The organism is Mesorhizobium sp. GbtcB19 (assembly GCF_019091085.1).
GTDB lineage: Bacteria > Pseudomonadota > Alphaproteobacteria > Rhizobiales > Rhizobiaceae > Mesorhizobium.
The window spans coordinates 46,179-69,128 of record NZ_JAGXJY010000013.1 but is presented as its reverse complement, the minus strand read 5'-3'; the positions used below and the strand labels follow the sequence as shown (position 1 = coordinate 69,128).

The window sequence follows — 22,950 nt, the reverse complement described above, 5'->3', positions numbered from 1 at the left end:
CGGAATCGTGAAGCCGATTGAGGATTGACAAGATGAGACAAGCCGCGGCCGTCGCGCTGGTGACGGGTGGAGCAAGGCGGATCGGCAGGGCGATCGTCGAGGACCTCGCCGCCAATGGCTTCGCCGTCGCCATCCACGCCAACCGTTCCGGCGACGAGGCCGAGGCGCTGGCCGGCAAGATCGCGGCCGAGGGCGGCCGTGCCGCCGTGGTCGCTGCCGACCTTACGGACATGGAGGCGGTCGGCGGCCTCATAGGCCGCGCGCAAGCGGCGCTCGGGCCCGTCACGCTGCTGGTCAACAATGCGTCCTTGTTCGTCGACGACCGCGTCGAGGATTTCGACTGGCAGGCCTGGGACCGCCATTTCGCCATCCATGTGAAGACGCCGGCGCTTTTGGCGCAGAACTTTGCCCGGGCGCTGCCCGAAGGCGAGGAGGGGTTGATCGTCAACATCATCGACCAGCGCGTCTGGCGGCCGACGCCGCGCTATTTCTCCTACGCGCTGTCGAAATCGGCGCTGTGGACGCAAACGCAAATGCTGGCGCAGGCGCTCGGGCCGCGCATCCGCGTCAACGCCATCGGCCCTGGCCCGACATTGAAGAACAAGCGCCAGGATGACGATGATTTCGAGAGCCAGGTCGAGGGCCTGATCCTGAAGCGCGGCCCGCAATTGCCCGAATTCGGCGCCACCATCCGCTATCTCTGGCAGGCGCGCTCGGTGACCGGCCAGATGATCGCGCTCGACGGCGGCCAGCATCTTGCATGGCAGACGCCCGATGTGACAGGCATGGTGGAATGAGTCCCGCAGCCCAAAGACACAAACGCAACGGCGCCGCCGACGATTTGCCGCCCGACGTCGATATCGACATAGAGGATGAGGCGGCGGAGGAGATCATCGAACCCGAAGCCTTGCCGTCGGGTCCCGATGTCGCCTTCACGGCCATAGACTGGACGCCGCATGCCGGCGACGCCGACGGCATGGTCGGTGCCGAGGTGATCCAGACCTTCGTCAAGCGGCTGCCCAACCAGCCGGGCGTCTACCGCATGATGAACGCCGCCGGCGACGTGCTCTATGTCGGCAAGGCGCGCAGCCTGAAGAAGCGCGTCACCAATTACGCGCAAGGGCGTTTCCACACCGCCCGCATCGGCCGCATGGTGCGCGAGACGGCGACGATGGAGTTCGTCGTCACCCGCACCGAGATCGAGGCGCTGCTGCTGGAGGCCAACCTCATCAAGCGGCTGCGGCCCCGCTTCAACGTGCTGATGCGGGACGACAAATCGTTCCCCTACATCCTGCTCACCGGCGACCATGTCTCGCCCGGCATCTACAAGCATCGCGGCGCGCGCTCGCGTAAGGGCGACTATTTCGGACCTTTCGCTTCCGCCGGCGCGGTCGGGCGCACCATCAATTCGCTGCAGCGCGCCTTTCTGCTTCGAAGCTGCACCAACTCGTTCTACGAAAACCGCACGCGGCCCTGCCTGCTCTATCAGATCAAGCGCTGCGCCGGCCCTTGCACCGGAGAGATCTCGCATGAGGGCTATGCCGAGCTGGTCTCGGAAGCGAAGGATTTCCTCTCCGGCCGCAGCCAGAAGGTGAAGACCGAAATCTCGGCCGCCATGCAGCAGGCTTCCGAGGAGCTCGATTTCGAGCGCGCCGCCATCTACCGCGACCGGCTTGCGGCGCTGTCGCATGTGCAGGCGCATCAGGGCATCAACCCGCAGACGGTCGAGGAGGCCGACGTCTTCGCCATCCACCAGGAAGGCGGCCAGACCTGCATCCAGGTGTTCTTCTTCCGCACCGGCCAGAACTGGGGCAACCGCGCCTATTTCCCCAAGGCCGATCCGGCGCTGGAGCCGGCCGAGGTGCTCGGCTCGTTCCTGGCGCAGTTCTACGACGACAAGCTGCCGGCGCGCACGCTGCTTCTGTCGCAGACCGCGCAGGAACAGGAACTGCTCGGCGAGGCGCTTTCCACCCATGCCGGCCGCAAGATCGCCATCTCGGTGCCGCAGCGCGGCGAGAAGAAGGATCTGACCGACCACGCGCTGCAGAACGCGCGCGAGGCGCTCGGCCGCAGGCTCGCCGAGACCTCGACACAGGCGCGGCTGCTGACGGGCTTCGCCGAAACCTTCGGCCTGCAAAAACCGCCGGTGCGCATCGAGGTCTACGACAACTCGCACATCATGGGCACCAATGCGGTCGGCGCCATGGTCGTCGCCGGGCCGGAAGGTTTCGTGAAGAACCAGTACCGCAAGTTCAACATCCGCTCGACCGAGATCACGCCCGGCGACGATTTCGGCATGATGCGCGAAGTGATGCAGCGGCGTTTTTCGCGGCTGCTCAAGGAGCATGGCGACGAGCAGCCGGGCGCGGCAACGGCGGACGATACCGGCGATGAGGATCTGGTTGCCGGCAATGGCGGCTTCCCGGCCTGGCCCGACGTCATCCTGATCGACGGCGGCCAGGGTCAGATGACGGCGGTGCGCCAGATCCTTGCCGACCTCGGCGTCGAAGACCGCGTCATGGCGATAGGCATCGCCAAGGGCCCGGACCGCGACGCCGGGCGCGAGCGCTTCTTCGTCAAGGGCAGGGAGAGCTTCATGCTGCCGGTGCGCGATCCGGTGCTCTATTTCGTCCAGCGCCTGCGCGACGAGGTGCACCGCTTCGCCATCGGCTCGCACCGCGCCCGCCGCAAGAAGGAGATGGTGAAAAGCCCGCTCGACGAGATCGCCGGCATCGGCCCCGGCCGCAAGCGCGCGCTGCTGCTCGCCTTCGGCACCGCCAAGGCGGTCAGCCGGGCCGCGATCGAGGACCTGGTCAAGGTCGACGGCATTTCCGAGCATGTGGCGAAGCTGGTCTACAATCATTTTCATGAGAGCTGAGGGGCGAGCGGCTTCCCGCAAATGCCGGCGCCTCACGCCAACCTTCACGCCATTTTTCCCTGGTCAATCGAATCTCGGCTGTTGACCCCCTACATTGGCTTCTGATTTGAGTACCTCTGGCGGAGGAGATTTCCCGAGACGACATGGCACAACGCGCGTTCAACCTGCCGAACATCCTCACTTACGCCCGCATCGTCGCGGTGCCGCTGGTCGTGCTGTGCTTTTTTCTCGAAGGCCATTTGAAGTCGTCCGACTTCGCCCGTTGGTCGGCGCTGGTCATTTTCCTGCTCGCATCGATCACCGATTATTTTGACGGCTATTTTGCGCGCGCCTGGCAGCAGACCTCCAACATCGGCAAGATGCTGGACCCGATCGCCGACAAATTGCTGGTCGCGACCTGCCTGCTGTTGCTTGCCGCCGACACCGACCGCCATGCCGGCATTGCCGGCTGGTCGCTGTGGGCGGCGATCATCATCCTGTGCCGCGAGATCCTGGTTTCCGGTCTGCGCGAATATCTGGCCGCCTTGAAAGTCTCGGTGCCGGTCACCCAGCTTGCCAAATGGAAGACCACCATCCAGATGGTCGCCATCGCCTTCCTGCTGGTCGGCCCGGCCGGCGACAAGATCTTTCCGCTGACCACCCAGATCGGCCTCGTGCTGTTGTGGGTCGCGGCGCTCGTCACGCTCTACACCGGCTATGATTATTTCCGCGCCGGCCTCAAGCACATCATGGACGAGTGAGATGCGCCTTATCTATTTCGCCTGGGTACGCGAGCGGATCGGCAAGCCGGAAGAGGATGTCGAATTGCCGGCCGGCATCGAGACGGTCGCCGATCTGCTACGCTGGCTGAAGTCGCGTGGCGAGGAATACGAAAACGCGTTGCAATATCCCGATGTCATCCGTGTCGCCATCAACCAGGAACATGTCGGCCACCGCGAGAAGATAGCGGGCGCGCGCGAGATCGCGCTGTTTCCGCCGATGACCGGAGGCTGAGATGGCCGGCGCGGTCGTGCCCGCCATACGCATCCAGGGCGAGGATTTCGACGTCGCCGCCGAGATCGCCGGCTTGACCAGGGGCCGCGCCGATATCGGCGCCGTGGTGACTTTTTCCGGCCTTTGCCGCGATGAGCAGGGCGCGCTTTCGGCGCTCGAGCTCGAGCATTATCCCGGCATGGCCGAGGCCGAGATCGGCCGCATCGCCGCGGAGGCGGTGGAGCGCTGGCCGCTGCAGGGGCTCACCGTCATCCATCGTCACGGAAAGATTGCGCCGGGCGAGAACATAGTCCTGGTGGTCGCGGCTTCGGCGCATCGCCAGGCGGCCTTTGAGGCCGCGAATTTCCTGATGGATTATCTGAAGTCGCGCGCCCCCTTCTGGAAGAAGGAGCACCTCGCCGACGGCTCTGAGGGCGGCTGGGTCGAAGCCAAGGAAGCCGACGATCACGCGGCCGACCGCTGGACGAAATCGGGCGAATAAATCCCGTCCGGCCATTGATTGACCGCAATCCTTCCCGACCTTGCTAATCGGTTTGATTTGCTTGGCGGAGCAATCTCATGCTGGACCGTATCGCGGAATTCTTCATCTTCGGGCTGGTGCCGCTGGTCGTCGGCGTGCTTGCCGTGCCGGAAGTGACCAAGGCCGGCGAAAAGACGATTGCCGGCGAGGTGACCTACCGCGAGCGCATCGCTTTGCCGCCCGACGCCGTGCTGGTGGTCGAGCTCGCCGACGTCTCGCTGGCCGACGCGCCGGCAACCGTCATCGCCAAGCGCAGGATAGCGCCCACCGGCCAGGTGCCGATCAGGTTCGAGATCGGCTTCGATCCCAAGGCGATCGAGAGGGGCCGGACCTACGCGCTGCAGGCGCGCATCACGGCTGGCGAGCGGCTGATGTTCATCACCGATACGCGCCATCAGCTCGATCCGCTGGATGCCAAGCCGCAGACGCTGTTGTTGAAAATGGCGCGCTGACCCTTTCAGCCTGGAAAATCGCGCTGGCCGGAATAAACCGGCAGCGTCAGGCGTTAACTTATGCACATTGCGGGCAGGCAAAGGGACACGTGTCCCTTCACGTAAGCCGCTGGACCGAATGCGCGGGATCGATCTGGCCACTCAATGGAGACCAGATATGAAAAAGCACACGATCATTCTCGCAGTCACAAGCGTATCGTTGATCGCCTTCGCCGGTTTTGCCAGGGCGGACGATCATCTGTTCAACGCCACGCAGCATGGCCTCAGCCCCGACAGCCAGCCTTTCCAGACCAACAAGGCCGGCCACAGCGGCGACCTTGCGTCCGGACAGGGCAGCCCGTTCGCCGGCGAGGACACCAGGACGCCGTCCACCGACAACGAGACGGCGAACGCCCACGCGAACTTGAAAGACCGTCAAGCCAAGTGACCCTTGCCCGCCGGGAGGGGCGGCGGGATTCTCGCTCGTCTGATGTACTGTGCGTCCCTACATTGACGGCGCTGGAGAGCATTACGCCTGCGGAGGCGGCGGCGCCGGCGTCAGGCCGAAGCGGCGCATCAGGTCCATGATCCTGGCCCGGTCGGGCGGGCCGCCGGCCCCAAAAATGGCAAAGGCCTCGCGGAAATATTCCGGTCCGATCGCCGCCGGCGTCACCACGCACAGCACCTTGGCAGTCTCGGCGGTGTTGTTGTCGAAGCGGTGGACCGCGCCGCGCGGAATGCACAGCGCCTGCCCAGGGCCGATGTCGTGCCGATGGCCATCGACCGTGAGCGTCAGCATGCCCTCGATCCCGTACATCGTTTCCTCATAATGGTCGTGGCTGTGCGCCGGGGCGAGCAGACGTTGCGAGCCAGGCACCGTCAGCTCGAAGGCCGCGATGCTGCCGTTCGACTGCTCCCCGGTGAGCAGGAAGCGCACCGCGAGTGCGCCATCGCCGATCGTTTCGTCCGCTGGATTGACACGCACGTCGCTCACTGTCCCTAGCATTCCGCCCTCCTGTGTGGTAAATCGAATTTACCGATATGGGTAAACTCAATTTACTGCGATGTCAATGACCAAGCTGACGGACGATCCCCCGAAGAAACCGCCCTTGATCGGTGCGCTGCTGCGCGTGCCGGCCTTGGCCATCCACCGCAAGCTGATCAGGGATTTGCGGGCCGCCGGCTTCGACGATTTGAGTCCGCCGCATATGGCGGTGATCCAGTATCCTGGGCCGGACGGGATGCGCCCGAGCGCGCTTGCCGAGCGGGCCGCCATGAGCAAGCAGGCCATGAACCAGTTGCTGAAGACGCTGGAGGGGATGGGTTACATCGCTCGCAGCGCGGCGCCCGAAGACACCGGCGGAACTGTCGTCCACTTTACCGACCGGGGCAGGGCTGCCTACCAAAAGATGGCCGACATCCTGCTCGACATCGAGCGGGAATGGGCCGAGGAACTTGGGCCGAAGCGCTTCCAGGAATTGAAGACGCTGCTTGGCGATCTCTGGGACACCCCGCTCATCCGCTGAGCGGACCAATTGACCGCCTCACAGCAACCACTTAGGCTCGTCCGAAAATGGGGATGGGGTTCCCCCGAAACCGCCCTTATGGGCTGATGACTCCTGCCAGGCGTGCTCTCGCGCGGCAGGATTTGTTTTTTCCGCTCGCTTCATGCCTGATCTTGGTGGCGCGATTCCTGCGAGGGATCGCATTTGAAGAGGCATTGAAAGCGATGACCCTTGCGGCTTGCGCCCTGGTCCTGATCGGCGGTTTCTTCGGCGGCATTTCCCGCTTTTTCCTGTCCGGCGTGGTCGGCCGTGGCGTCGGCGAGACCTTTCCCTGGGGCACGCTGCTGGTCAACGTTTCCGGCGCCCTTGCCATCGGCGCCTTCGCGGGTGCTGCGCGAGCAGTCGGCGGCGTCTTCGCCGGCGATCTCGTCCGCGACCTGATCGTCGTCGGGCTGTTCGGTGGCTACACCACGGTGTCGTCCTTTTGCGTGCAGACGCTGAACCTGGCGCTCGACGGCGAGGGGCGGCTCGCCGCCTTCAACGTCGTCGCCTCGTCGGTGCTGTGTGTGCTGTTCGTCGCCCTCGGCTTCTGGGCTGCCGTCTGGATCGTGGGGTAAGGCATGTCCGGGAGCGACAGACGGATGGCGATGCGGCTTTATCTGGCGGTCGGCTGCGGCGCGGCGATCGGTTCGCTGGCCCGCTTCCTGTCGGGCTATGTCATCGTCTCGCTGCTTGGCCTGAACGCGCTTTGTTCGACAGCTTTCGTCAATGTCGTCGGCTCGTGGGTCATCATGGCCTTCGCCTCGCTGACCGGGCCGGATGGCCGCCTGATGGTCGGTCCCGTCACCCGCAATTTCGTCATGGCGGGCTTCTGCGGCGGCCTCACCACGTTTTCGGCGATGAGCCTCGACACCTTCATCCTGCTGTTCGAGGGCGACTTGCCGCTTGCCGCGACCTATCTCATCAGTGTGGTCGGGCTGTCGCTCGCCGCGGCGTGGCTGGGCTATCTCATGGCGTCCAGGCTCAACCGCTTGCCGAAAGGCAGCCGGGCCAACGGCTAATCAGGGAGGAGAACATGGAACTTCCCGCGCAATGCGCGCTGCTCAGGATCTTCTTCGGCGAGGACGACAGGGCGGCCGACGGCAAGCCGCTGCATGAGGCGATCGTCATCAAGGCGCGCGAGACCGGCATGGCCGGCGCCACGGTTCTCAGAGGTCCGCTAGGCTTCGGCCGTTCCAGCGTGCTTCACACAGCGAAAATCCTGCGCCTGTCGCAGGATCTGCCCATTGTCGTCGAGATCGTCGACGCGCCGGAAAAGATCGACGCGCTGATCCCTCAGATCAAGGCGCTGACCAGGACGAAGAGCTGCCTGATCACCAGGGAGAAGGTCGAGGTCATCCGCTACGGCGACGGGAACTGAACCGGCTGCGCAGGCGTTGGCAGATCGTCTCCTCATCGAAAATGCCGGCGGCAAAGAGCTTCATGGCTTCGATTGTCAATTCCGACGCTTCCGGGGTCCCCTCGGCGATGTGTCGTTCCTGGCAGACCTGGTCATAGATGCGTTTCAAGAGGACAAGATCGCCCGGATAGGCGTCTCCGCTCTTTGCGACATGGGGGTTGATCATGGCACTCCTCCCAGTTTCGGCGGAGGCGCGCTGGTCGTCCGCAGGCCGGGCGGACCCCTCGGCCAATGCCGCCGGGGCGGGGACTTAGGGCGTCTGGCCGAGATGTCTATCCCGTTGCTGCAAAAAAGGGCGCTCCGGTGGAGCCGGACCGCCCTAATCCTGAAGTCGAAGCTTTTTCAGCTCAGCCGACGATTTCGGTGTCCGAAAACCAGTACTTGATCTCCTGCGCGGCCGTCTCCGGCGCGTCCGAGCCATGCACCGAGTTCTCGCCGATCGACAGCGCGTGCACCTTGCGGATGGTGCCTTCGGCGGCGTTGGCCGGGTTGGTGGCGCCCATCACTTCGCGATTCCGGGCGATGGCGTTCTCGCCTTCCAGAACCTGCACGATGGTCGGGGCCGACGACATGAACTCCACCAGCTCGCCGAAGAACGGGCGATCCTTGTGAACGGCGTAGAAACCTTCGGCCTCGCGGCGGCTCATCCATACGCGGCGCGATGCGATGACGCGCAGGCCGGCGTCTTCCAGCATCCTGGTGATGGCGCCCGTCAGGTTGCGCCTGGTCGCGTCCGGCTTGATCATGGAGAAGGTGCGTTCGATCGCCATAGGGTCGTCCTTGTTCTTGGGAATGGAAATTGGAGTGGCGGGCTCTATACAAGCCGCTTGGCGGCTTGCCAAGGGGAGGCGGCTTCTGGTCAAGACGGGCTCTTTGCGGGATAATTAGACGGCTGCATGCGCGCCGGGCACCCGGTTCCCGGAGCGCCTGTGACGGCGGAGCCTGAGGCGATGAACTGGCCTTATCTCAGACGCGGCGACGTGGCGGGCATTTTCCTCATGGCTGTACTTCTTGCCGTGCTTGGCTTCGTCCTCGTGTTTCATCCTCCGCGCGACCAGAACTTCGGCTTCGGCCCGGAATGGCAGTGCACCCGCATGGGCGAAGGCGACCCGATCTGCGTCAGGCTGGTTGGCAAAGACGCGCCGAAGGAGCGCCAGGACCGACCCTAAAGCTCGATCTCAATGGTCAGTGTCGGCGCATCGCCGGCCTTGAGACCTTCGCGCTGGCGCACCGAGGCCTTGACCGGCAACAGCAGGCTGCCGGATGCCTTGTCGGGAAAGAGCGACGTTTGCCACCTGGTCTTGCCGATGCTCGCCGTCACGCCGAGCGAGCCCCAGGGGCGGGCCAGTCCCGCCATCGCCGCTTTGATCCGCGCCGCGACCTCCGTTGGCAGCGTCACGAAATGCCAGCCGCCCTTGCCGGGGTAGACCCAGATCGCGGCCCGCATCTGGTGGCGCAACATCCCGACGCCGGCGTCTTACGCTGCCGCCGCGACCTGCCTGCCGATCCCGCCATGCAGGTCGAGGCAGCGCTCGAACCAGCGGGCGATGCCGTCGCTGTCGTCGAGCAATTGGAAAGGCGAGGCGATGCGACCCCATTGCAGCGCCCCGAACACGATGTAATCGGCAAACAGCGGCGCCTCACCGCCGATGAAGGGCTGGTAGGTGAGTGTCGAGCGCAGCGGCTCCAGCGCGGCGCGGAAGGCCGAGAGCCCGGCGTCGCGGTTGGCCACGACGTCTTCCAGCCGCTTGCCGTAGCGCTGCTCGCGGCTCTCGCGGAAATAGGCGGCGTTCGGCTCGTCCTGCATGGCATGCAGCCCGGTCAGCGCCACCGTCGCGATATAGGGATGGATGGTGAGCTGCGACCAGCGCTCGATGAAGCGTGCCATCGCCTTGCCGCCTTCACCGCCAAACAGCGTCGGCCGATCCGGATAGGCTTGGTCCAGATAGAGCGCGATGGCGAAGGAATCGACCACCACACGCTCGCCATCGCGGATCACCGGCACCGTCTTCGACACGCCGCCCTCGACTTCGGGCACCTCGAGGAAGCGCGTCGGCACCTTGGTGGCGGCGAGGCCCTTGTGCGCCAATGCCATCTTGGCCTTCCAGCAATGCGGGCTGAACGGGCGGGCGGCGTCATGGCCGACGAGGTCGTAGAGCAGAATGGTCATTGGCGGGTCCGTTGCTGCGGGTTACGAAGGGCCCGGATTCGGGTTGAGCCGGGTGGAAAGAATGAAGCAGCATTTCATGATGTTTGCGGCCTACAATCAATGGGCCAACGGTCGCCTCTATGATGCCGCCGCCGATCTGGGCGACGAGGAGCTCGGTCGTGACGTCGGCGCCGTCTTCGGCTCGATGCTGGGCACCCTCAACCATCTGCTCGCCGTCGACCGCGTCTGGATGAAGCGCTTCACCGGCGAGGGCGACGCGCCTTCGAACACCGCCGCCATCCTCTACCGCGCTTTGTCCGGCCTGCGGCAGGCGCGCGAGGCGGAGGACAGGAGGATCGTCGACTGGGTCGGCGGCATGAGCGACAAGGCGCTGGCCGGCCGCTTCTCCTACATGACGCTGACCGACATGCGCACCGTCTCGCAGCGGGTGGCGCCGGCGCTCAGCCACTTCTTCAACCACCAGACCCACCATCGCGGCCAGGCGCATATGTGCCTCACCGTGCTAGGCCGGCCCTCGGTGCCGCTCGACCTGGTGCTGTTCCAGCGCTCCGAGGAAGGCCGCGCCTACGCCTGAGGCAAAGCTCCCTCGCATTTCTACTGCGGGTTCACGGCGCTCGCGCGAGACATGTTTCTTGGTGACTCTACTTAATTAAATGTCGACGAAAAGTCGAAAATTTATTTAATAATTCGGTATAACAACAAGAAACTACAAAATATTCTTGCAAATTCACGCTTGAAACTCAGGCGCGGCCATCGGCGTAGATATGTATGCGCACGGCGTTCACCAAAGAACGCGATGCGTGCGGGATGCAGTGCAGCATATACTGTCTAAGGAGGAGAGTATCATGCCAAGTATCATTCGGAAGTTGTATAAAGCCCTTACTTGCGGCGCGATTGTCGCTATTTTGGCGGTTCCATCGAATGCTGCAAGTCTTGGGTTGGGTGGTCTCGGCGGCGTGTCCGTCGGCGGTAATGGAGCCAGCGCCAACGCTGGCGGCGCGAGCGGTGCCAATGCAGACGCCTCGTTTGGGGGAAGCAGCACCAGTGCAACGGCTTCCATCGGCGGAGCCAGCGGCGCCAACGGTGCCGTTTCGCTTGGTGGCGGCCAGGCAGCGGATGCGGCGGTGTCCCTAGGCGGGACCGACACCGGAGCCACGGCTTCGATCGGCACCAGTGGCGCCAATGTCGGCATCGGGACGCTTGGTGCTTCCGCCGGTGTCGGTGTCGGCACGCCAAGCACGTCGGGAGTTCCGGGTACCCCTGGCACACCGGTCACGACAGGACCCTCGGCCGCTCTTGCGCAGATGACGGGCAACAAACTCATGCGCATGAAGAAGCGCTGTGTCGATGTGCTTTCCAGCGAAGGGACCTATGACAGCGATCTGAGGGCGCTCTGCCTGATGATTTCGCGTCGCTGACGCATGCCGCAGGCAGCTCGGTCGGAAAGCCCGCCACATCCGTGGTGGGCTTTCTGGCTGTCTGCCACGTAGGCGGGCGATGAAGGAGAATTAACCAAGTTCACCAACTGGCGCGTATATTAGCAGTTCGTTTGCCTTCCTCGCGGCAAGGTGGCCTGACGCAACGGGAGCAAGGGCATGCGCATCGATTTGTCCCCGACAAGTTGGGGCAGGGTGGTGGTTGTTACCGCCGCCGGCACCGCCTTTTTCATTGCCGCTGCCTTCTTCGTCGATTCCTTCAACTTCCCCTCGCTGACGCCGCAGGCGCTGCTTTGGGCGCAGCTCACGGATCTCTTCCTGCCGCTGATCCTTGGCGGCTCCTTCCTGTTCTTCCTGATGTGGAAGATGCGCCAACTGGCGATCGCGCAGAAGGAGCTCAGCGTCATCGCCGCGACCGACAGCCTGACGGCGGTCTTCAACCGTGGCGCCTTCTCGATGCTCGTCGAGGCCTATCTGGACCAGGCGCGCGGCCAGGCCGTGGCCGATGCCGGCGCGCTGCTGATCGTCGACGCCGACCATTTCAAGTCGATCAATGACCGCCTCGGCCATGATTGTGGCGACCAGGCGCTTCGCTTAATCGCCGCGACGATAAAGGGACAATTGCACGGCGCCGACATAGTCGGGCGCATCGGCGGCGAGGAGTTCGCGGTCTTCCTGCCCGGCGCCGACGCCGCGCGCTCCTTCCTGGTCGCCGAATCCATCCGGCGCCGCATCCGCGAGGCCGAATTTGCACCCGGCGGCAGGCCTTGCCCGCTTTCGGTGAGCATCGGCGGCATCGCCTTCAGCGGCCCGACCACCTACCACGATATGTTCCAGGTCGCCGACCGCCATCTTTACAAGGCCAAGTCCAACGGCCGCGATCAGGTGAGCTTCGAAAACCCGCGCGCCGTGCTGGCCGGCGACGCCGCCGGTACGATGCACTAAACCGCTTCGCGAGACGCTTTTAACGCCCGCCGGCGGCACCGTGGTCAACGATGGCTGCGGTTGAGCAACGGCCTGTGCTGGCGGATCAATTGGCGCTCGACGTCGAGATAGGGCCTGATCAGGCCCGCCGCCGTCGGCGTCGGCTCCGGCTGATGCACCACCGCCGTCAGCGTGCCATGCTCGGTAAGCAGGTTCAGCCACTTCAACGCTTCCCATTTCGGCGTCGCGCCGCCGCGGCCGGCAAGGCTGCGGTTGATATAGCCGGGATAGGAAAGCAGGCGCTTGCCGGCCGAGACGCCGCAGGTGCCGATCCTTACCGGCTTGCCCTCGGTGGTGATCCAGACATAGACGGCTTCGCCGAGCTCGCACACTTTCGGGTCGGTTACCGTCACCCGGATCGACGATTTGTCGCGGCTGAGCCGCATTTCGGCCGCCGGCTTGAAACGCTCGCGATCGAGAAACATCCGCCCTCCTTGCCGCGGGTCCGCAACTGGCATGGTGAACGTGGATGTTCCGTGTGCTGTTTCACGCAGCGGTCGAAAAAGTTTCACGGGATTCTTGCGGCGGGCAGGCGCAATGCATGCCCGGGCCATCAACGGTCCGTTCATCCTTTGGCGGCTAGTGTCGGCGGCTGACCTCAGCCGATCCGCGAGCGACCGTGTTCGATCTTATCGACTTCAAGGCGGTGCTGGTCATCGCCCTCATCTTCATTCCGCTGGAGCAGCTCCTGCCGCTGCATGCCGAGCAGTCGGCGACGCGTCGGCATTGGCTGAACGACGTTTTCTATCTGCTTTTCAATGGCATCGTCATCAAGCTCGGCATGTTGCTGGTGATCGGCGCGGCGATGTTCGTGGCGCAGCGCTTCGTTCCGGAAGCGCTCACCGCCGCCGTGCGGTCGCAACCTTTGTGGCTGCAGGCGATCGAGGCGCTGCTCGTCGCCGACATCGGCTTCTACCTTGCCCACCGCGCGTTCCACGCGGTGCCGTTCCTGTGGCGCTTTCACGCCATCCACCACTCGATCGAGGAGATGGACTGGCTGGCCGCCCATCGCGTCCATCCGGTGGACCAGATCCTGACCAAGTCGGCATCATTCCTGCCGCTGTTCGCGCTGGGTTTTTCCGGCGATGCGGTGCTCATCTACGTGCTGATCTATCACGGGCAGTCGGTGTTCATCCACTCCAACACACGCATCAAATTCGGGCCGCTGAGATGGCTGATTGCCTCGCCGCAGTTCCATCACTGGCACCACGCCAACGAACGCCAGGCCTTTGACAAGAACTTCGCCGCCCAGCTGCCCATTCTCGACCTGATCGGCGGCACCTTGTTCATGCCGCAGCGCATGCCGGAAAAATACGGTCTCGACGAGCCGGTGCCGCAGCTCTACCACCAGCAGCTCGTCTATCCCTTCATTGCCAGTTCGGAGCCGGCTGCGCCGATCGCCGAAGCCGCGCCGGCGGCCGCCAAGCCGGAATGACGGCACAAACAAGCCCGCCTTCGAAGGCGGGCTTTCGCAGCAGGGTATCCTTGCAGTTGAGATCAGGCGGCAAAGCCGCCATAGCCGCGTGCCACGGGTTTGACCGAGATGACCGGCTGGTCCGAAGGCCACAGCACGCCGGCCGTCACGGCGAAGGTGATCAGCGCATCGCGCGCGGCTTCGGCCGAAATCTCTCCGCTCCGCGCGGCCTCGCAGGCCTTCACCGCGGCGCCATAGCTGAGACGGCGGCGCGACGGCGGGAACTCGGTCAGGAAGTCATGCATCTGGAACAGCGAGGCGATCATGCGCTTGTGGCCGGCGCCGACGCTGAGGGCGACCGGGGTGAAGAACATCCTGTCGTACATTCGGACCTCGTCTACTGGCTGCGGATGCGGCGGGGTTGCCACCTCCGGATGTGGGGTGGGACGCCCCACAACGCGGCTTGTGGCGAGAGGTTCCGCTCAAGTCGATTTTTCTCCGGCCGGCGCGAGGCACCACCGGTTGCGATGAGCAAGTCGGGCTCTTCGCCGGCAATCGGCCGGAGTGGGTCAGCGGCCTATTTCCACATGCCGCGCATGCGGGCGCCGAGGTCGACCTTGACGCCCGGCCGCTGGCGCGGGTCGTCCTTGAGCGCCGCACTCGCCCAGGACGACTGCTCGAAGGCGGCAAGCATCGAGGCCGGGATGAAGCGGGTGCGCGAGGCATAGACGTGACGGTCGCCGCGTGCCGGCTGGTTGTGCGGATAAAAGCGCTGCGGCACGACGAGATGCAGGCTGTCCTTGGCCCTGGTCATCGCCACGTAGAGCAGCCGGCGCTCCTCCTCGATGTCCTCCTTGGTGCCGACGCCGAGATCGGCCGGGATGCAGCCGTCGACGGTGTTGAGCACGAAGACGTTCTTCCACTCCTGCCCCTTCGCCGAATGGATGGTCGACAGGATGAGATAATCCTCGTCGCGATGCGGCGGCCCGGCCTGGTCGCTGGTGGCGTCGGGCGGGTCGAGCGTCAGTTCGGTGAGGAAACGCTCGCGCGAGGGATAGGTCGAGGCGATCTGCTCGAGCTGGATGAGATCGGCCCGGCGCGTGATCGCGTCCTCGTGGACGCGTTCCAAATGCGGTTCGTACCAGAGCCTGATCCGTTCGAGGTCGGCCGGCCATTTGGCGCCGGCGCGTAAGCCGCTATAGATGTCGAGGAACACCGGCCAGTCTTGCGCCGCGCGCTGCGGCGGCCGGAAGCGGGCAAGGCCCAGCGTCTCGTCCAGTGATGTCGCCATGGCGTCGACGATCTGCGAGGCGGCGGACGGCCCGATGCCCGGCATCAACTGCAGCACGCGAAAACCGGCGACGCGGTCGCGCGGATTTTCGGCAAAGCGCAGCATGGCCAGCATGTCCTTCACATGCGCGGCGTCGAGGAATTTCAGGCCGCCGAATTTGACGAAGGGGATGTTGCGGCGCGTCAGTTCCACCTCAAGCGGCCCGCTGTGGCTCGACGTGCGGAACAGCACCGCCTGCGCCTTCAGTGCCGTGCCGGCCTCGCGCTCGGCCAAGATCGCCTGGCAGACATAATTGGCCTGCTCGGCCTCGTCGCGCACGCTGACCAGTTGCGGCTTGTGCGAGGACCGGCGCTCGGTCCAAAGGTTCTTGGTGAAGCGCTCGCTGGCCTCGCCGATCACCTTGTTGGCGGCGGCCAGGATCGTCTCGGTCGAGCGGTAATTGCGCTCCAGCATGACGATCTCGGCGCCTTGCGCGAACTGCTTTGGGAAATCGAGGATGTTGCGCACTTCCGCGGCGCGGAAGGAATAGATCGACTGCGCGTCGTCGCCCACCACGGTCAAGCCCGCGCCGTCCGGCTTCAGCGCCAACAGGATCGAGGCCTGCAGCCGGTTGGTGTCCTGGTATTCGTCGACCAGCACATGGTCGAAGCGGCTGCCGAGATGCGCTGCGATCTCAGGCTCCGCCGCCATCTGCGCCCAGTAGAGCAAAAGGTCGTCGTAATCGAGCACGTTCTGCGCCTGCTTGGCTTCCACGTAAGCCGCGAACAGTTCCTTGAGTTGATCCGCCCACGCCGCGCACCATGGAAACGCCGAGCCCAGCACTTCGCCCAGCGGAGCTTGCGCGTTCACCGCGCGCGAGTAGATCTGCAGGCAGGTGCCCTTGGTCGGAAAACGGCTTTCGGTCTTGGAAAATCCCAGCTCGTGCCGGGCGAGGTTCATCAGGTCGGCCGAATCCTCGCGGTCGTGGATGGTGAAGGCGGCGTCGAGCCCGATCTGCTCGGCGTAGTCGCGCAAGAGCCTCGCGCCGATTCCGTGAAACGTGCCGGCCCAGGCGAGCGCGTCGGCGATGATGGCGGCATCGCGCCCCAGCACCTCGCCGGCAATACGCTCGACGCGCTTGGCCATTTCTGACGCCGCGCGGCGCGAAAAGGTCATCAGCAGGATGCGGCGGGGATCGGCGCCCTTGACGATGAGGTGCGCGACGCGATGCGCCAGCGTGTTGGTCTTGCCGGAGCCGGCGCCGGCGATCACCAGCAGGGGGGTGGCTACCTTGCCGTCGCCATGCACCACCGCCAGCCGCTGCTCGTCGTTCAGCCGGGCAAGATAGGCGGGCGTCTCGAAGGACGAATCACGAGCGGCGATGTTCATCGCCCATCAAGCATCGTTTCCGCTTTGTTCGCAATATTTTCCTCGCCCCGCGCGAGCGGGGAGAGGTGGCCGCGAAGCGGCCGGAGAGGGGGCTGCGCCGGCGCACCAGAGCATCGAACCGAGGTAACTACCGCCTGGGCTCGACCCCCATCGCTGCCGACTGTCGCCGCAGCGTGCGCCTTTCGTCGCCGGGCATCTCCAGCGGTGCGACGTCTCCTGGCACCTCGTCGATGATCCTCACCGCGACTCGATAGGCGGTGTAGGCGAACAGACCCGTAAGCAGCAGGCGTATCATGATCATCTCCTCGTTGGGTTCGGTGGTTTCAACCGGACGCGGGTCGGTTGGTTCCCGCCCAGGCAACCAAACCGCCCGCGCCTCGTTGCCTTTGATGAAGAAGGGGCGAACGAGAGGAGGTCGTCACGATGATGAAGCTTCCTGTACTGCTGGCTCTTGCGGCGGGGCTCGCGCTCGCCGCCTGCGACAACAGCATCCCTCCGACCAAGGCGCCCGCTGACCAGAACCCGCAGATCGACAAGAATCCGGTGCCGAAATCGACCACCGGCGGCGATCAGCCAGGCACGCCGCCAAAGCAATAGAGGTCGGGCCGCAATTATTGTCGGGCTGAACGAAGAAGGCCGGCGCTGCTTGGGAGGAAGCTCGATAGCGCCGGCCAAGCGGGAAAATCAGGCCCGCCGCAAAACAAACCATAGCTGAGTCTTGCCGCTGCGTCATGGAACGGCTCGAGGCATTGGTGGACAACTCCAGGAAATCGCCGGAGAAAATGGCGAAAATCTGCAAGGTGTTGCCCTGTTGCTTCACCTATGGCGGGTCCTATTGTCGGGAGGATCCGTACATCCTCGGAGAAAAGATGCAGAAGGTTCTTGCCACTACGCTCGTTGTTGCGTAGCTCGCCATCGCTGTGCTGGTCGCATGGACGGTCGCCTACAATTTTCAGGAACGGATCAGCGACCGTCAGTTGATTTCGATTGCGGCAACCGACGCTGCGAAATGGAACCTTGGGTCGATCACTTACACCTCCGCTGGCGAACTGATAGCAAGCAACCCCGGTTGCTGTGTCGTCAGGCGTTCCAACCACCAATGGCTGGAGTTTCCGGCGCGCCTCTACGAAGGCGGCGTCTCACTGGTACAGATGAGCTATCTCATCGAAAGTCCGCCGAAGCCGAGATATTATTTCCGTGAAGTAGCAATCGATGCCAGCGGCCGGATATTGGAGGCCAGAGGCATAGAGGAGAACACGCGGGAACGTTGGTAGCCGGCAATCCAATGCCCCTCAAACCATCGCGGCGCGCCGCATGGGGCGCCGGCCATCTCCACAGGGCGCACTTCGTCGGCGCCGCCGCTGCATCAACATTTCCGGTGCGCGCGCCGAGTGCATCGGGTCGCATTCGACACGGCTTGCCGAAAACAAGTCTAAAAAGGTAAAGACCGCCGGCCGAAATATTTCACCACCCGCCGCATACGACTATTGCCATCTAAAGTATAAAAGCGATCATGCGATAATTGAACGCTATCGTAAGAATTGTCTAATATTAACGGAGAGCTACTCCGGAATTCTTGTGACTGGTTTCATATGTCTATAGAGGCCTGGGCAACTCATCCATGAAGAGATCCGCTATCTTGCTGGTCATGGTTGGACTAGTGGCGCTGCTTGGCCTTGGCGGCTGGGTGGTGAGAGGGTTTGTCAGATTGTCACATTCGATCCTGCCTGGTTCCGCGGCGTCTCCTTCGAGAAGTATGCAGCCATACGACGTTGTCCTAAAATATGACAGACGCAGCGATGATATTCCATCGGCGCCCCTGAACGAGTGGCATCTAAAAATGCCGAGGGCTTTTATTTGGTCTGAGCTTGGCGACAACGGCAATATAGGTGGTACAAGTCACCAGCCTTATTTTGTCGACATAGCTGCAACAATAGACCAAAATGGGGATTTCTCTCCATCTGTTTTTTCTGAGCCACGAGACAATGCCACTAGAGGTTTCTATGTTAGCCTACGGAATAGTATTGTTGGTTACAAATTTTCAAAAACATATAAATGTATACGAGACGACGAGATAGATGAGTTTTTTGGGACAAAGAAGCTAAAATTTAGAGCATGTGACGTAAATGATAAGTTAGAGCGGCGTTGCATGGTTTATATGCATTATAAAGGATGGAGCGTCAAAATTAATATGCCGAAAGCGAATTATTTTGGCGACTATGGCAAAAGCTGCGAAGCGGTGGCCGGATTTCTATCCAAATACACCATTGACGTCGACGACGTCAGGGGATTGGGTGGCTGACACGCAAGGTCACGAATACCGGCTGATTAAAAGGACTCGCGCAAAACTATATTCCGGTGGCGACCGCACTTTCGCTGAATATCGCCTGCGACCGATCCTGGATTCATTTCATAGGGCATTCGTCAAGGAGTGACCCTCACGCCAGCGCCGAGCGCCTCACCGGTACATTGGCGATCTCAAGGTCGAGCTGGCGTTGTGTCAGCGCCGCTTCGGCCATGATCCACTGTTTGAACAGCTCCACCTTGCGGGCGCCGAGCGCTTTGAGCGGGCTGACGAAATACCAGCCGGCGGTGTTGGGGTGGTGGACCGCGAAGGGGGCCACCAGCCGTTCGGCACGGATGTCGCTGGCCATATAGGCGCGGTTGGCGACGGCAAAGCCCATGCCGGCATTGGCCGCTTCGTAGGCCATCATGCAGGAATCGAAATAGACGCTCCTGCTCTCCCCAAGCACGAAGCTCGCCCCGGCAAAGCCCAGCCACGACTGCCAGTTCTGGGTGCAGGTTTCGGAGTGCAGCAGCGTGAAATAGCGCAGGTCGTCCGGCGTCACCTTCGACAGCGGCTTGTCGCCGAGCACCTCGTAAAACAGCTTGCGGCTGCACACCGGCGTCAGGTCTTCCTTGAACAGCAGCTCCGAGTTGAGGCCGGGGAAATTGCCGTCGCCATAGCGGATCTCGAGATCATATTCCGAGGTCGCGAATTCATGCGTGGCGTAGGAGGTCGACACCCGCATCTCGATGTCGGGATAATGCCGCTGGAAGGACGACATCCTGGGAAACAGCCAGCGCGCCGCGAAGGTCGGCAAAACGCAGATCCGAAGCACATGCGCCTGCGACTGGCCGGTTGCCTCCATGCTGGCCGCCACGATCCGCTCCAACGCCTCGCGCACGCGCGCCACATAGGTCTCGCCCTCCGGCGTCAGCGACACCGCATTGCCGCCGCGCTCGAAGATCTTGAAGCGCAGTTGATCCTCCAGGCTTTTCACCCGCTGGCTGACGGCGGAAGCGGTGATAAACTGCTCTTCGCCGGCGCGCGTGAAATTCCTGTGCCTCGCGGCGCTCTCCACGATTTTCAGCGAGTTGAGGTTGACCTGACTGAGCAGACGCACGGGGGTTTCGACCTTAAGCTGGGCTTACGCTACCACCAGCATTCCTAAATTTACAGGGGTAGGCGTTTAAATGACTGTTAACCAAGTGTTGCCCCCACCTTGGAGAAAATAGAATGAACGCCCATACAATTCCCGAACTGCGTTGCGCAATGAGCCGCGAGGCCATCATTGGTCATGAGACCGCCTGGAAAGTGTCGACCTTCGGTGTCGCCCAGTATCGTCACGGTTATGACCCCGCGCTGCTTGCCGCCATCGAGGAAGCTGCTCTGAAACTGAAGGCCAGCCACGCCGTGCACAAGCATCTCGACCTCACCTTCATCACCGGCGCCGACCGCTTTATTCCGGAGATCAAGGAGCTTTTGCACGACAAGCTGCGCCTGGAAGCGCTGTCGGACATGATGGGAACCAAGCTCGAGCCGTATCCGCTGTCGATCGTCGGCTCGACCGTCACCTTCATGAACCCAAAAGACGGCGCGGTCGAATGGCATTGCGATGGCGTTCCGGTGACCGAGCTCATCCCGCTGTCGATCAGCGACCCGCTCATCGGCGGCCATCTGGAAATCTATTGCGACGATTCCGAGACGGGCCGCTCGATCCTGGAATCCGGCCGCGACCTGCCGCGCAACAAGATCATGCGCATCGACCACAAGATGAACTACGCCACGCTCGGCCAGTTCCTCGGCGTGCTCCATCGCACGGCGCCGATCCAGCTCGGCGAGCGCGTCACGCTGGTGCTCAACCAGCGCTCGGCGACCAAGCCCTATGTCGACGACAACCGCATGTTCTACCTCGCCGCCGACAACGACCAGGACCGCGCCTGGGTGAACGAGTTGGCCGAGGATGTGTGGACCAACCAGCTGCCCGCCTACCGCCGCCATGCCGAAGAGCATCCCGTGCCGCAGCCGACCGCGGAGGCGGTTCCCGGCGGGGCGAGGGAGTCGTGGTAATGAGCCATGACCCGGTCGAGCAGCCTTCAGCGCCGCTGAGCCTCGCGCCGGAAAATCAAAGCCGCTCCAGCGCCGCCCCCGGGGCCGCGCTGGCCTTCGCCCTCGGCGCCGTGGCGCTGTGGGCAACCAACGCCCTGGTCGGCAAGACGTTGCTGGCCGTCTATCCGGTGTCGCAAGTGCAGTTCCTGCAATTCTGCGGCGCGGCCATGGTCTTTGCGCTGATCCGGCTGACGAGCACTTCTCCTTCCCCCCTTGTGGGGGAAGGTGGATCGGCGCGCAGCGCCGAGGCGGATGAGGGGTGCTCCAGCGAAGTGAGACGTTTGCATTCCCTGGAACACCCCTCATCCGACCGAGCTTCGCTCGGCCACCACCCGGGGGCGAGCGACGGGTCTCGCCCCGTCCTTCGGACCCCACAAGGGGAGAAGGAAAGGGTCTCGCTCGCCGCCTACGCCGTGGGTTTCCTGGGACTGGTCGGCACCATGGTGCTGCAATATATCGGCTTCGCCTCGATGCCGGTCATCGAGGCGAACCTCGTCGCCTATACTTGGCCGCTGATGATCGCCGCGGCGGTTATCCTGGTCGGCCGTCCGCGCCGTCCGCTGCTGCTCGGGCTGGCAGCGGCTGTCGGTTTCGTCGGCGTGGCGCTGGTCGTTTCCGGCGGCCGCGCCCATTTTTGGTTCAACAGGGCCTGGTTCGAAGGCGGCAGCCTCGGCGGCTACCTTGCCGCTTTCGGCTCGGCGCTCTGCATGGCCTTCTACTCGCTCGCCGTCGGTCGTCTTGCCGTGTCGCCGGAGCGCCTGCTTTTGCCCTCGGCGCTGATCGGCGTGGCGCTGACCTTTGCCTGGTGCCTGCATGACGGCATCGTGCGCCCGACCGGCGCGCACCTTCTGCTCGGCCTCTATCTCGGCGCCGGCCCGATGGGGCTCGGTTATTATTTCTGGTCGCGCGCTGCGAAGCTCGATCACGGGGGCCGGATAGCGGTCGTCGCCTATCTGACGCCGATCGCTTCTACGTTTCTGCTGACCCTGTCGGGCGAAAGCCTGTCGATGACGGCGATTGCTGGCGCCGTCCTCGTCATCGGCAGCTGCCTTGCGGTCGGCATCGAAGGTACGGAGACCACGAAAGATGTACAAAATGGTCGTTGACGAAGACGAACGCCGCGCCAGGCAGGAGGCGCACTGGCTGGTCAGGGAGTTTGGCGCGGAGGCGCCGCTCTATGCGGCCATGAAGGCGGAAAAGGCCATCGAGCAGAAGGATTTCGGCCGCTGCGCGCGCTGGAAGCGCGTGCTGGAAATCCTGGCCGACAAGCCGACGGCGGATACTGCGCGCGCTGCCGCAGCCAAATGAGCGATTTGCCATGGCACCGCCGAATCGCGCATGGTCGATTATCCGGCCGGCGGATTATCGTTGCGGTGCCGGAACTTGGCCTGAACTTCGATTTTTCAGCAACTTCCGCGTTAGATCGAAGTGCTATAGCGCCTTTTACGCGTCCAGGCGGATCGCCTGTGTTATAAAGCGTTTGTTATAGCTATTAGAATTCCTAACTTGCGCGTTTGCAGTCCGCGTAGAAACATCATCCTGTATTGAGTCTGGTAGCTTTACTGACTATGGGCGGTCCGTTGGGGGACAGGTCCAATTCGATACACCGACGAAAGTCTTAAAAAAGAGCTGGCGATTTGAGGGCCAGCAGAAGGTGAAAAAATTGTCCAACATCGACGACAAGACTGCAATCGAGCTGACCGCCGACATTGTCTCGGCTTATGTCGGCAACAATCCGCTCCCGGCCTCCGGCCTGCCTGATCTGATCGCCAGCGTCAGCGCATCGGTGCGCAAGCTCGCCGGCGGCAGCGTGGTCAAGGAGGCGGTGGCGCTGACGCCCGCCGTCAATCCGAAGCGCTCTGTCTTCCCCGACCACATCGTCTGTCTGGAGGACGGAAAGAAATTCAAGTCGTTGAAGCGCCACCTCTCGACCGACCATGGTCTGACGCCGGACGAATACCGCGCCAAATGGGGCCTGCCTGCCGACTATCCGATGGTGGCGCCGAGCTATTCGGCCACCCGCTCGGCGCTGGCCAAATCGTCCGGCCTCGGCCGCAAGCCGGCCGCCGGCGACGCGGGCAAAGGCAAGCGCAAGGCCAAGGCCTGAG

Annotated in this window: 33 protein-coding genes and 1 riboswitch; of the genes, 23 read left to right on the top strand and 10 right to left on the bottom strand. The window is 63.3% G+C overall.

Annotated elements, in window-relative coordinates; translation table 11 throughout:
* Positions 1 to 32 precede the first annotated feature (32 nt).
* The 7 genes from KVT37_RS21335 (at position 33) to KVT37_RS21305 (ending at position 5,270) form a co-directional block, all read left to right on the top strand.
* Positions 33 to 797, top strand: a complete 765-nt coding sequence (locus KVT37_RS21335; RefSeq protein WP_217576687.1) for an SDR family oxidoreductase — start codon at positions 33 to 35, stop codon at positions 795 to 797.
* A complete protein-coding gene (gene uvrC, locus KVT37_RS21330) occupies positions 794 to 2,878 on the top strand; it encodes an excinuclease ABC subunit UvrC (protein WP_217576685.1) in 2,085 nt (694 codons plus the stop codon). Before KVT37_RS21335 ends, uvrC begins: the two co-directional genes overlap by 4 nt.
* 143 nt (positions 2,879 to 3,021) lie before the next feature.
* A complete protein-coding gene (gene pgsA / locus KVT37_RS21325) occupies positions 3,022 to 3,618 on the top strand; it encodes a CDP-diacylglycerol--glycerol-3-phosphate 3-phosphatidyltransferase (RefSeq protein ID WP_027165584.1) in 597 nt (198 codons plus the stop codon).
* 1 nt (position 3,619) lies between these two features.
* The gene (gene moaD, locus KVT37_RS21320; RefSeq protein WP_126095483.1) at positions 3,620 to 3,871 is read left to right on the top strand and encodes a molybdopterin converting factor subunit 1; all 252 of its coding nucleotides are present in this window, start codon (positions 3,620 to 3,622) and stop codon (positions 3,869 to 3,871) included.
* Between the two features lies 1 nt (position 3,872).
* Positions 3,873 to 4,352 carry a molybdenum cofactor biosynthesis protein MoaE gene (locus KVT37_RS21315; protein ID WP_217576683.1) on the top strand — a complete coding sequence of 160 codons (480 nt, stop codon included), beginning with the start codon at positions 3,873 to 3,875 and terminating at the stop codon, positions 4,350 to 4,352.
* Positions 4,353 to 4,429: 77 nt separating this feature from the next.
* Positions 4,430 to 4,843, top strand: a complete 414-nt coding sequence (locus KVT37_RS21310) for a YbaY family lipoprotein (RefSeq protein ID WP_217576681.1) — start codon at positions 4,430 to 4,432, stop codon at positions 4,841 to 4,843.
* Positions 4,844 to 5,000: 157 nt separating this feature from the next.
* Positions 5,001 to 5,270: a hypothetical protein gene (locus KVT37_RS21305; RefSeq protein ID WP_217576679.1), complete on the top strand. Its 270-nt coding sequence runs from the start codon at positions 5,001 to 5,003 to the stop codon at positions 5,268 to 5,270.
* An 81-nt stretch (positions 5,271 to 5,351) separates the two neighbouring features.
* Here KVT37_RS21305 and KVT37_RS21300 read toward each other — a convergent pair whose 3' ends face one another.
* Positions 5,352 to 5,828 carry a cupin domain-containing protein gene (locus tag KVT37_RS21300; RefSeq protein ID WP_217576677.1) on the bottom strand — a complete coding sequence of 159 codons (477 nt, stop codon included), beginning with the start codon at positions 5,826 to 5,828 and terminating at the stop codon, positions 5,352 to 5,354.
* A gap of 64 nt (positions 5,829 to 5,892) precedes the next feature.
* On the opposite strand from KVT37_RS21300, the gene KVT37_RS21295 reads away from it, so the two are divergent.
* The 4 genes from KVT37_RS21295 (at position 5,893) to KVT37_RS21280 (ending at position 7,747) form a co-directional block, all read left to right on the top strand.
* Positions 5,893 to 6,348, top strand: a complete 456-nt coding sequence (locus KVT37_RS21295; protein WP_254634168.1) for a MarR family winged helix-turn-helix transcriptional regulator — start codon at positions 5,893 to 5,895, stop codon at positions 6,346 to 6,348.
* Between the two features lie 40 nt (positions 6,349 to 6,388).
* Positions 6,389 to 6,451, top strand: a riboswitch (Fluoride riboswitch).
* Between the two features lie 100 nt (positions 6,452 to 6,551).
* Positions 6,552 to 6,944, top strand: coding sequence for a fluoride efflux transporter CrcB (gene crcB / locus KVT37_RS21290; RefSeq protein ID WP_217576673.1), 393 nt, complete (start codon positions 6,552 to 6,554; stop codon positions 6,942 to 6,944).
* 3 nt (positions 6,945 to 6,947) lie between these two features.
* Positions 6,948 to 7,388, top strand: coding sequence for a fluoride efflux transporter CrcB (gene crcB, locus KVT37_RS21285; protein ID WP_217576671.1), 441 nt, complete (start codon positions 6,948 to 6,950; stop codon positions 7,386 to 7,388).
* Positions 7,389 to 7,402: 14 nt separating this feature from the next.
* Complete coding sequence (locus KVT37_RS21280) at positions 7,403 to 7,747, top strand: DUF190 domain-containing protein (RefSeq protein WP_217576669.1); 345 nt, start codon at positions 7,403 to 7,405, stop codon at positions 7,745 to 7,747.
* On the opposite strand, the gene KVT37_RS21275 is transcribed toward KVT37_RS21280, so the two are convergent.
* A complete protein-coding gene (locus KVT37_RS21275; protein ID WP_217576668.1) occupies positions 7,722 to 7,952 on the bottom strand; it encodes a hypothetical protein in 231 nt (76 codons plus the stop codon). The genes KVT37_RS21280 and KVT37_RS21275 overlap by 26 nt on opposite strands.
* 181 nt (positions 7,953 to 8,133) lie before the next feature.
* A complete protein-coding gene (gene ndk / locus KVT37_RS21270) occupies positions 8,134 to 8,556 on the bottom strand; it encodes a nucleoside-diphosphate kinase (protein ID WP_217576667.1) in 423 nt (140 codons plus the stop codon).
* A 180-nt stretch (positions 8,557 to 8,736) separates the two neighbouring features.
* Here ndk and KVT37_RS21265 point away from each other — a divergent pair, with 180 nt between their 5' ends.
* Entirely contained in the window at positions 8,737 to 8,955 is a 219-nt protein-coding gene (locus tag KVT37_RS21265) for a hypothetical protein (protein WP_217576665.1), read from the top strand.
* Here the strand turns inward: KVT37_RS21265 and KVT37_RS21260 are convergent.
* Positions 8,952 to 9,248: a DUF1905 domain-containing protein gene (locus tag KVT37_RS21260; RefSeq protein ID WP_217576663.1), complete on the bottom strand. Its 297-nt coding sequence runs from the start codon at positions 9,246 to 9,248 to the stop codon at positions 8,952 to 8,954. The genes KVT37_RS21265 and KVT37_RS21260 overlap by 4 nt on opposite strands.
* A gap of 15 nt (positions 9,249 to 9,263) precedes the next feature.
* A complete protein-coding gene (locus KVT37_RS21255) occupies positions 9,264 to 9,956 on the bottom strand; it encodes a glutathione S-transferase family protein (protein ID WP_217576661.1) in 693 nt (230 codons plus the stop codon).
* Positions 9,957 to 10,017: 61 nt separating this feature from the next.
* Between KVT37_RS21255 and KVT37_RS21250 the strand changes: the two genes are divergently transcribed.
* From KVT37_RS21250 to KVT37_RS21240, 3 genes are all read left to right on the top strand, one after another.
* Complete coding sequence (locus KVT37_RS21250; protein ID WP_217576659.1) at positions 10,018 to 10,530, top strand: DinB family protein; 513 nt, start codon at positions 10,018 to 10,020, stop codon at positions 10,528 to 10,530.
* Between the two features lie 271 nt (positions 10,531 to 10,801).
* The gene (locus tag KVT37_RS21245; protein WP_217576657.1) at positions 10,802 to 11,374 is read left to right on the top strand and encodes a hypothetical protein; all 573 of its coding nucleotides are present in this window, start codon (positions 10,802 to 10,804) and stop codon (positions 11,372 to 11,374) included.
* Positions 11,375 to 11,551: 177 nt separating this feature from the next.
* A complete protein-coding gene (locus KVT37_RS21240; RefSeq protein ID WP_217576655.1) occupies positions 11,552 to 12,337 on the top strand; it encodes a GGDEF domain-containing protein in 786 nt (261 codons plus the stop codon).
* A gap of 44 nt (positions 12,338 to 12,381) precedes the next feature.
* On the opposite strand, the gene KVT37_RS21235 is transcribed toward KVT37_RS21240, so the two are convergent.
* Positions 12,382 to 12,801 carry a hypothetical protein gene (locus KVT37_RS21235; protein WP_217576653.1) on the bottom strand — a complete coding sequence of 140 codons (420 nt, stop codon included), beginning with the start codon at positions 12,799 to 12,801 and terminating at the stop codon, positions 12,382 to 12,384.
* Positions 12,802 to 12,995: 194 nt separating this feature from the next.
* Here KVT37_RS21235 and KVT37_RS21230 point away from each other — a divergent pair, with 194 nt between their 5' ends.
* On the top strand, positions 12,996 to 13,811 hold the full coding sequence (locus KVT37_RS21230) for a sterol desaturase family protein (protein WP_217576651.1): 816 nt from the start codon (positions 12,996 to 12,998) through the stop codon (positions 13,809 to 13,811).
* Between the two features lie 62 nt (positions 13,812 to 13,873).
* Here the strand turns inward: KVT37_RS21230 and KVT37_RS21225 are convergent, their stop codons facing one another.
* From KVT37_RS21225 to KVT37_RS21215, 3 genes are all read right to left on the bottom strand, one after another.
* Positions 13,874 to 14,176, bottom strand: a complete 303-nt coding sequence (locus KVT37_RS21225) for a DUF982 domain-containing protein (protein WP_217576649.1) — start codon at positions 14,174 to 14,176, stop codon at positions 13,874 to 13,876.
* A 191-nt stretch (positions 14,177 to 14,367) separates the two neighbouring features.
* Positions 14,368 to 16,449 carry an ATP-dependent helicase gene (locus KVT37_RS21220; RefSeq protein ID WP_217576647.1) on the bottom strand — a complete coding sequence of 694 codons (2,082 nt, stop codon included), beginning with the start codon at positions 16,447 to 16,449 and terminating at the stop codon, positions 14,368 to 14,370.
* 127 nt (positions 16,450 to 16,576) lie between these two features.
* A complete protein-coding gene (locus KVT37_RS21215) occupies positions 16,577 to 16,750 on the bottom strand; it encodes a hypothetical protein (protein ID WP_217576893.1) in 174 nt (57 codons plus the stop codon).
* Positions 16,751 to 16,872: 122 nt separating this feature from the next.
* Here KVT37_RS21215 and KVT37_RS21210 point away from each other — a divergent pair, with 122 nt between their 5' ends.
* The 3 genes from KVT37_RS21210 (at position 16,873) to KVT37_RS21200 (ending at position 18,751) form a co-directional block, all read left to right on the top strand.
* Positions 16,873 to 17,046 carry a hypothetical protein gene (locus tag KVT37_RS21210; protein ID WP_217576645.1) on the top strand — a complete coding sequence of 58 codons (174 nt, stop codon included), beginning with the start codon at positions 16,873 to 16,875 and terminating at the stop codon, positions 17,044 to 17,046.
* Between the two features lie 323 nt (positions 17,047 to 17,369).
* On the top strand, positions 17,370 to 17,723 hold the full coding sequence (locus tag KVT37_RS21205; protein ID WP_217576643.1) for a hypothetical protein: 354 nt from the start codon (positions 17,370 to 17,372) through the stop codon (positions 17,721 to 17,723).
* A 347-nt stretch (positions 17,724 to 18,070) separates the two neighbouring features.
* Positions 18,071 to 18,751, top strand: coding sequence for a hypothetical protein (locus KVT37_RS21200; protein WP_217576641.1), 681 nt, complete (start codon positions 18,071 to 18,073; stop codon positions 18,749 to 18,751).
* Positions 18,752 to 18,887: 136 nt separating this feature from the next.
* Here the strand turns inward: KVT37_RS21200 and KVT37_RS21195 are convergent, their stop codons facing one another.
* Positions 18,888 to 19,856, bottom strand: coding sequence for a LysR substrate-binding domain-containing protein (locus KVT37_RS21195; RefSeq protein ID WP_217576639.1), 969 nt, complete (start codon positions 19,854 to 19,856; stop codon positions 18,888 to 18,890).
* A gap of 113 nt (positions 19,857 to 19,969) precedes the next feature.
* Here KVT37_RS21195 and KVT37_RS21190 point away from each other — a divergent pair, with 113 nt between their 5' ends.
* The 4 genes from KVT37_RS21190 (at position 19,970) to KVT37_RS21170 (ending at position 22,949) form a co-directional block, all read left to right on the top strand.
* Positions 19,970 to 20,803: a hypothetical protein gene (locus KVT37_RS21190; protein WP_217576637.1), complete on the top strand. Its 834-nt coding sequence runs from the start codon at positions 19,970 to 19,972 to the stop codon at positions 20,801 to 20,803.
* Positions 20,803 to 21,948, top strand: a complete 1,146-nt coding sequence (locus KVT37_RS33495; protein WP_254634167.1) for a DMT family transporter — start codon at positions 20,803 to 20,805, stop codon at positions 21,946 to 21,948. The genes KVT37_RS21190 and KVT37_RS33495 overlap by 1 nt, the downstream gene beginning before the upstream one ends.
* Positions 21,938 to 22,150, top strand: coding sequence for a hypothetical protein (locus KVT37_RS21175; RefSeq protein WP_217576635.1), 213 nt, complete (start codon positions 21,938 to 21,940; stop codon positions 22,148 to 22,150). Before KVT37_RS33495 ends, KVT37_RS21175 begins: the two co-directional genes overlap by 11 nt.
* 355 nt (positions 22,151 to 22,505) lie before the next feature.
* The gene (locus KVT37_RS21170; protein WP_217576633.1) at positions 22,506 to 22,949 is read left to right on the top strand and encodes a MucR family transcriptional regulator; all 444 of its coding nucleotides are present in this window, start codon (positions 22,506 to 22,508) and stop codon (positions 22,947 to 22,949) included.
* The last annotated feature ends 1 nt before the right edge of the window (position 22,950 follow it).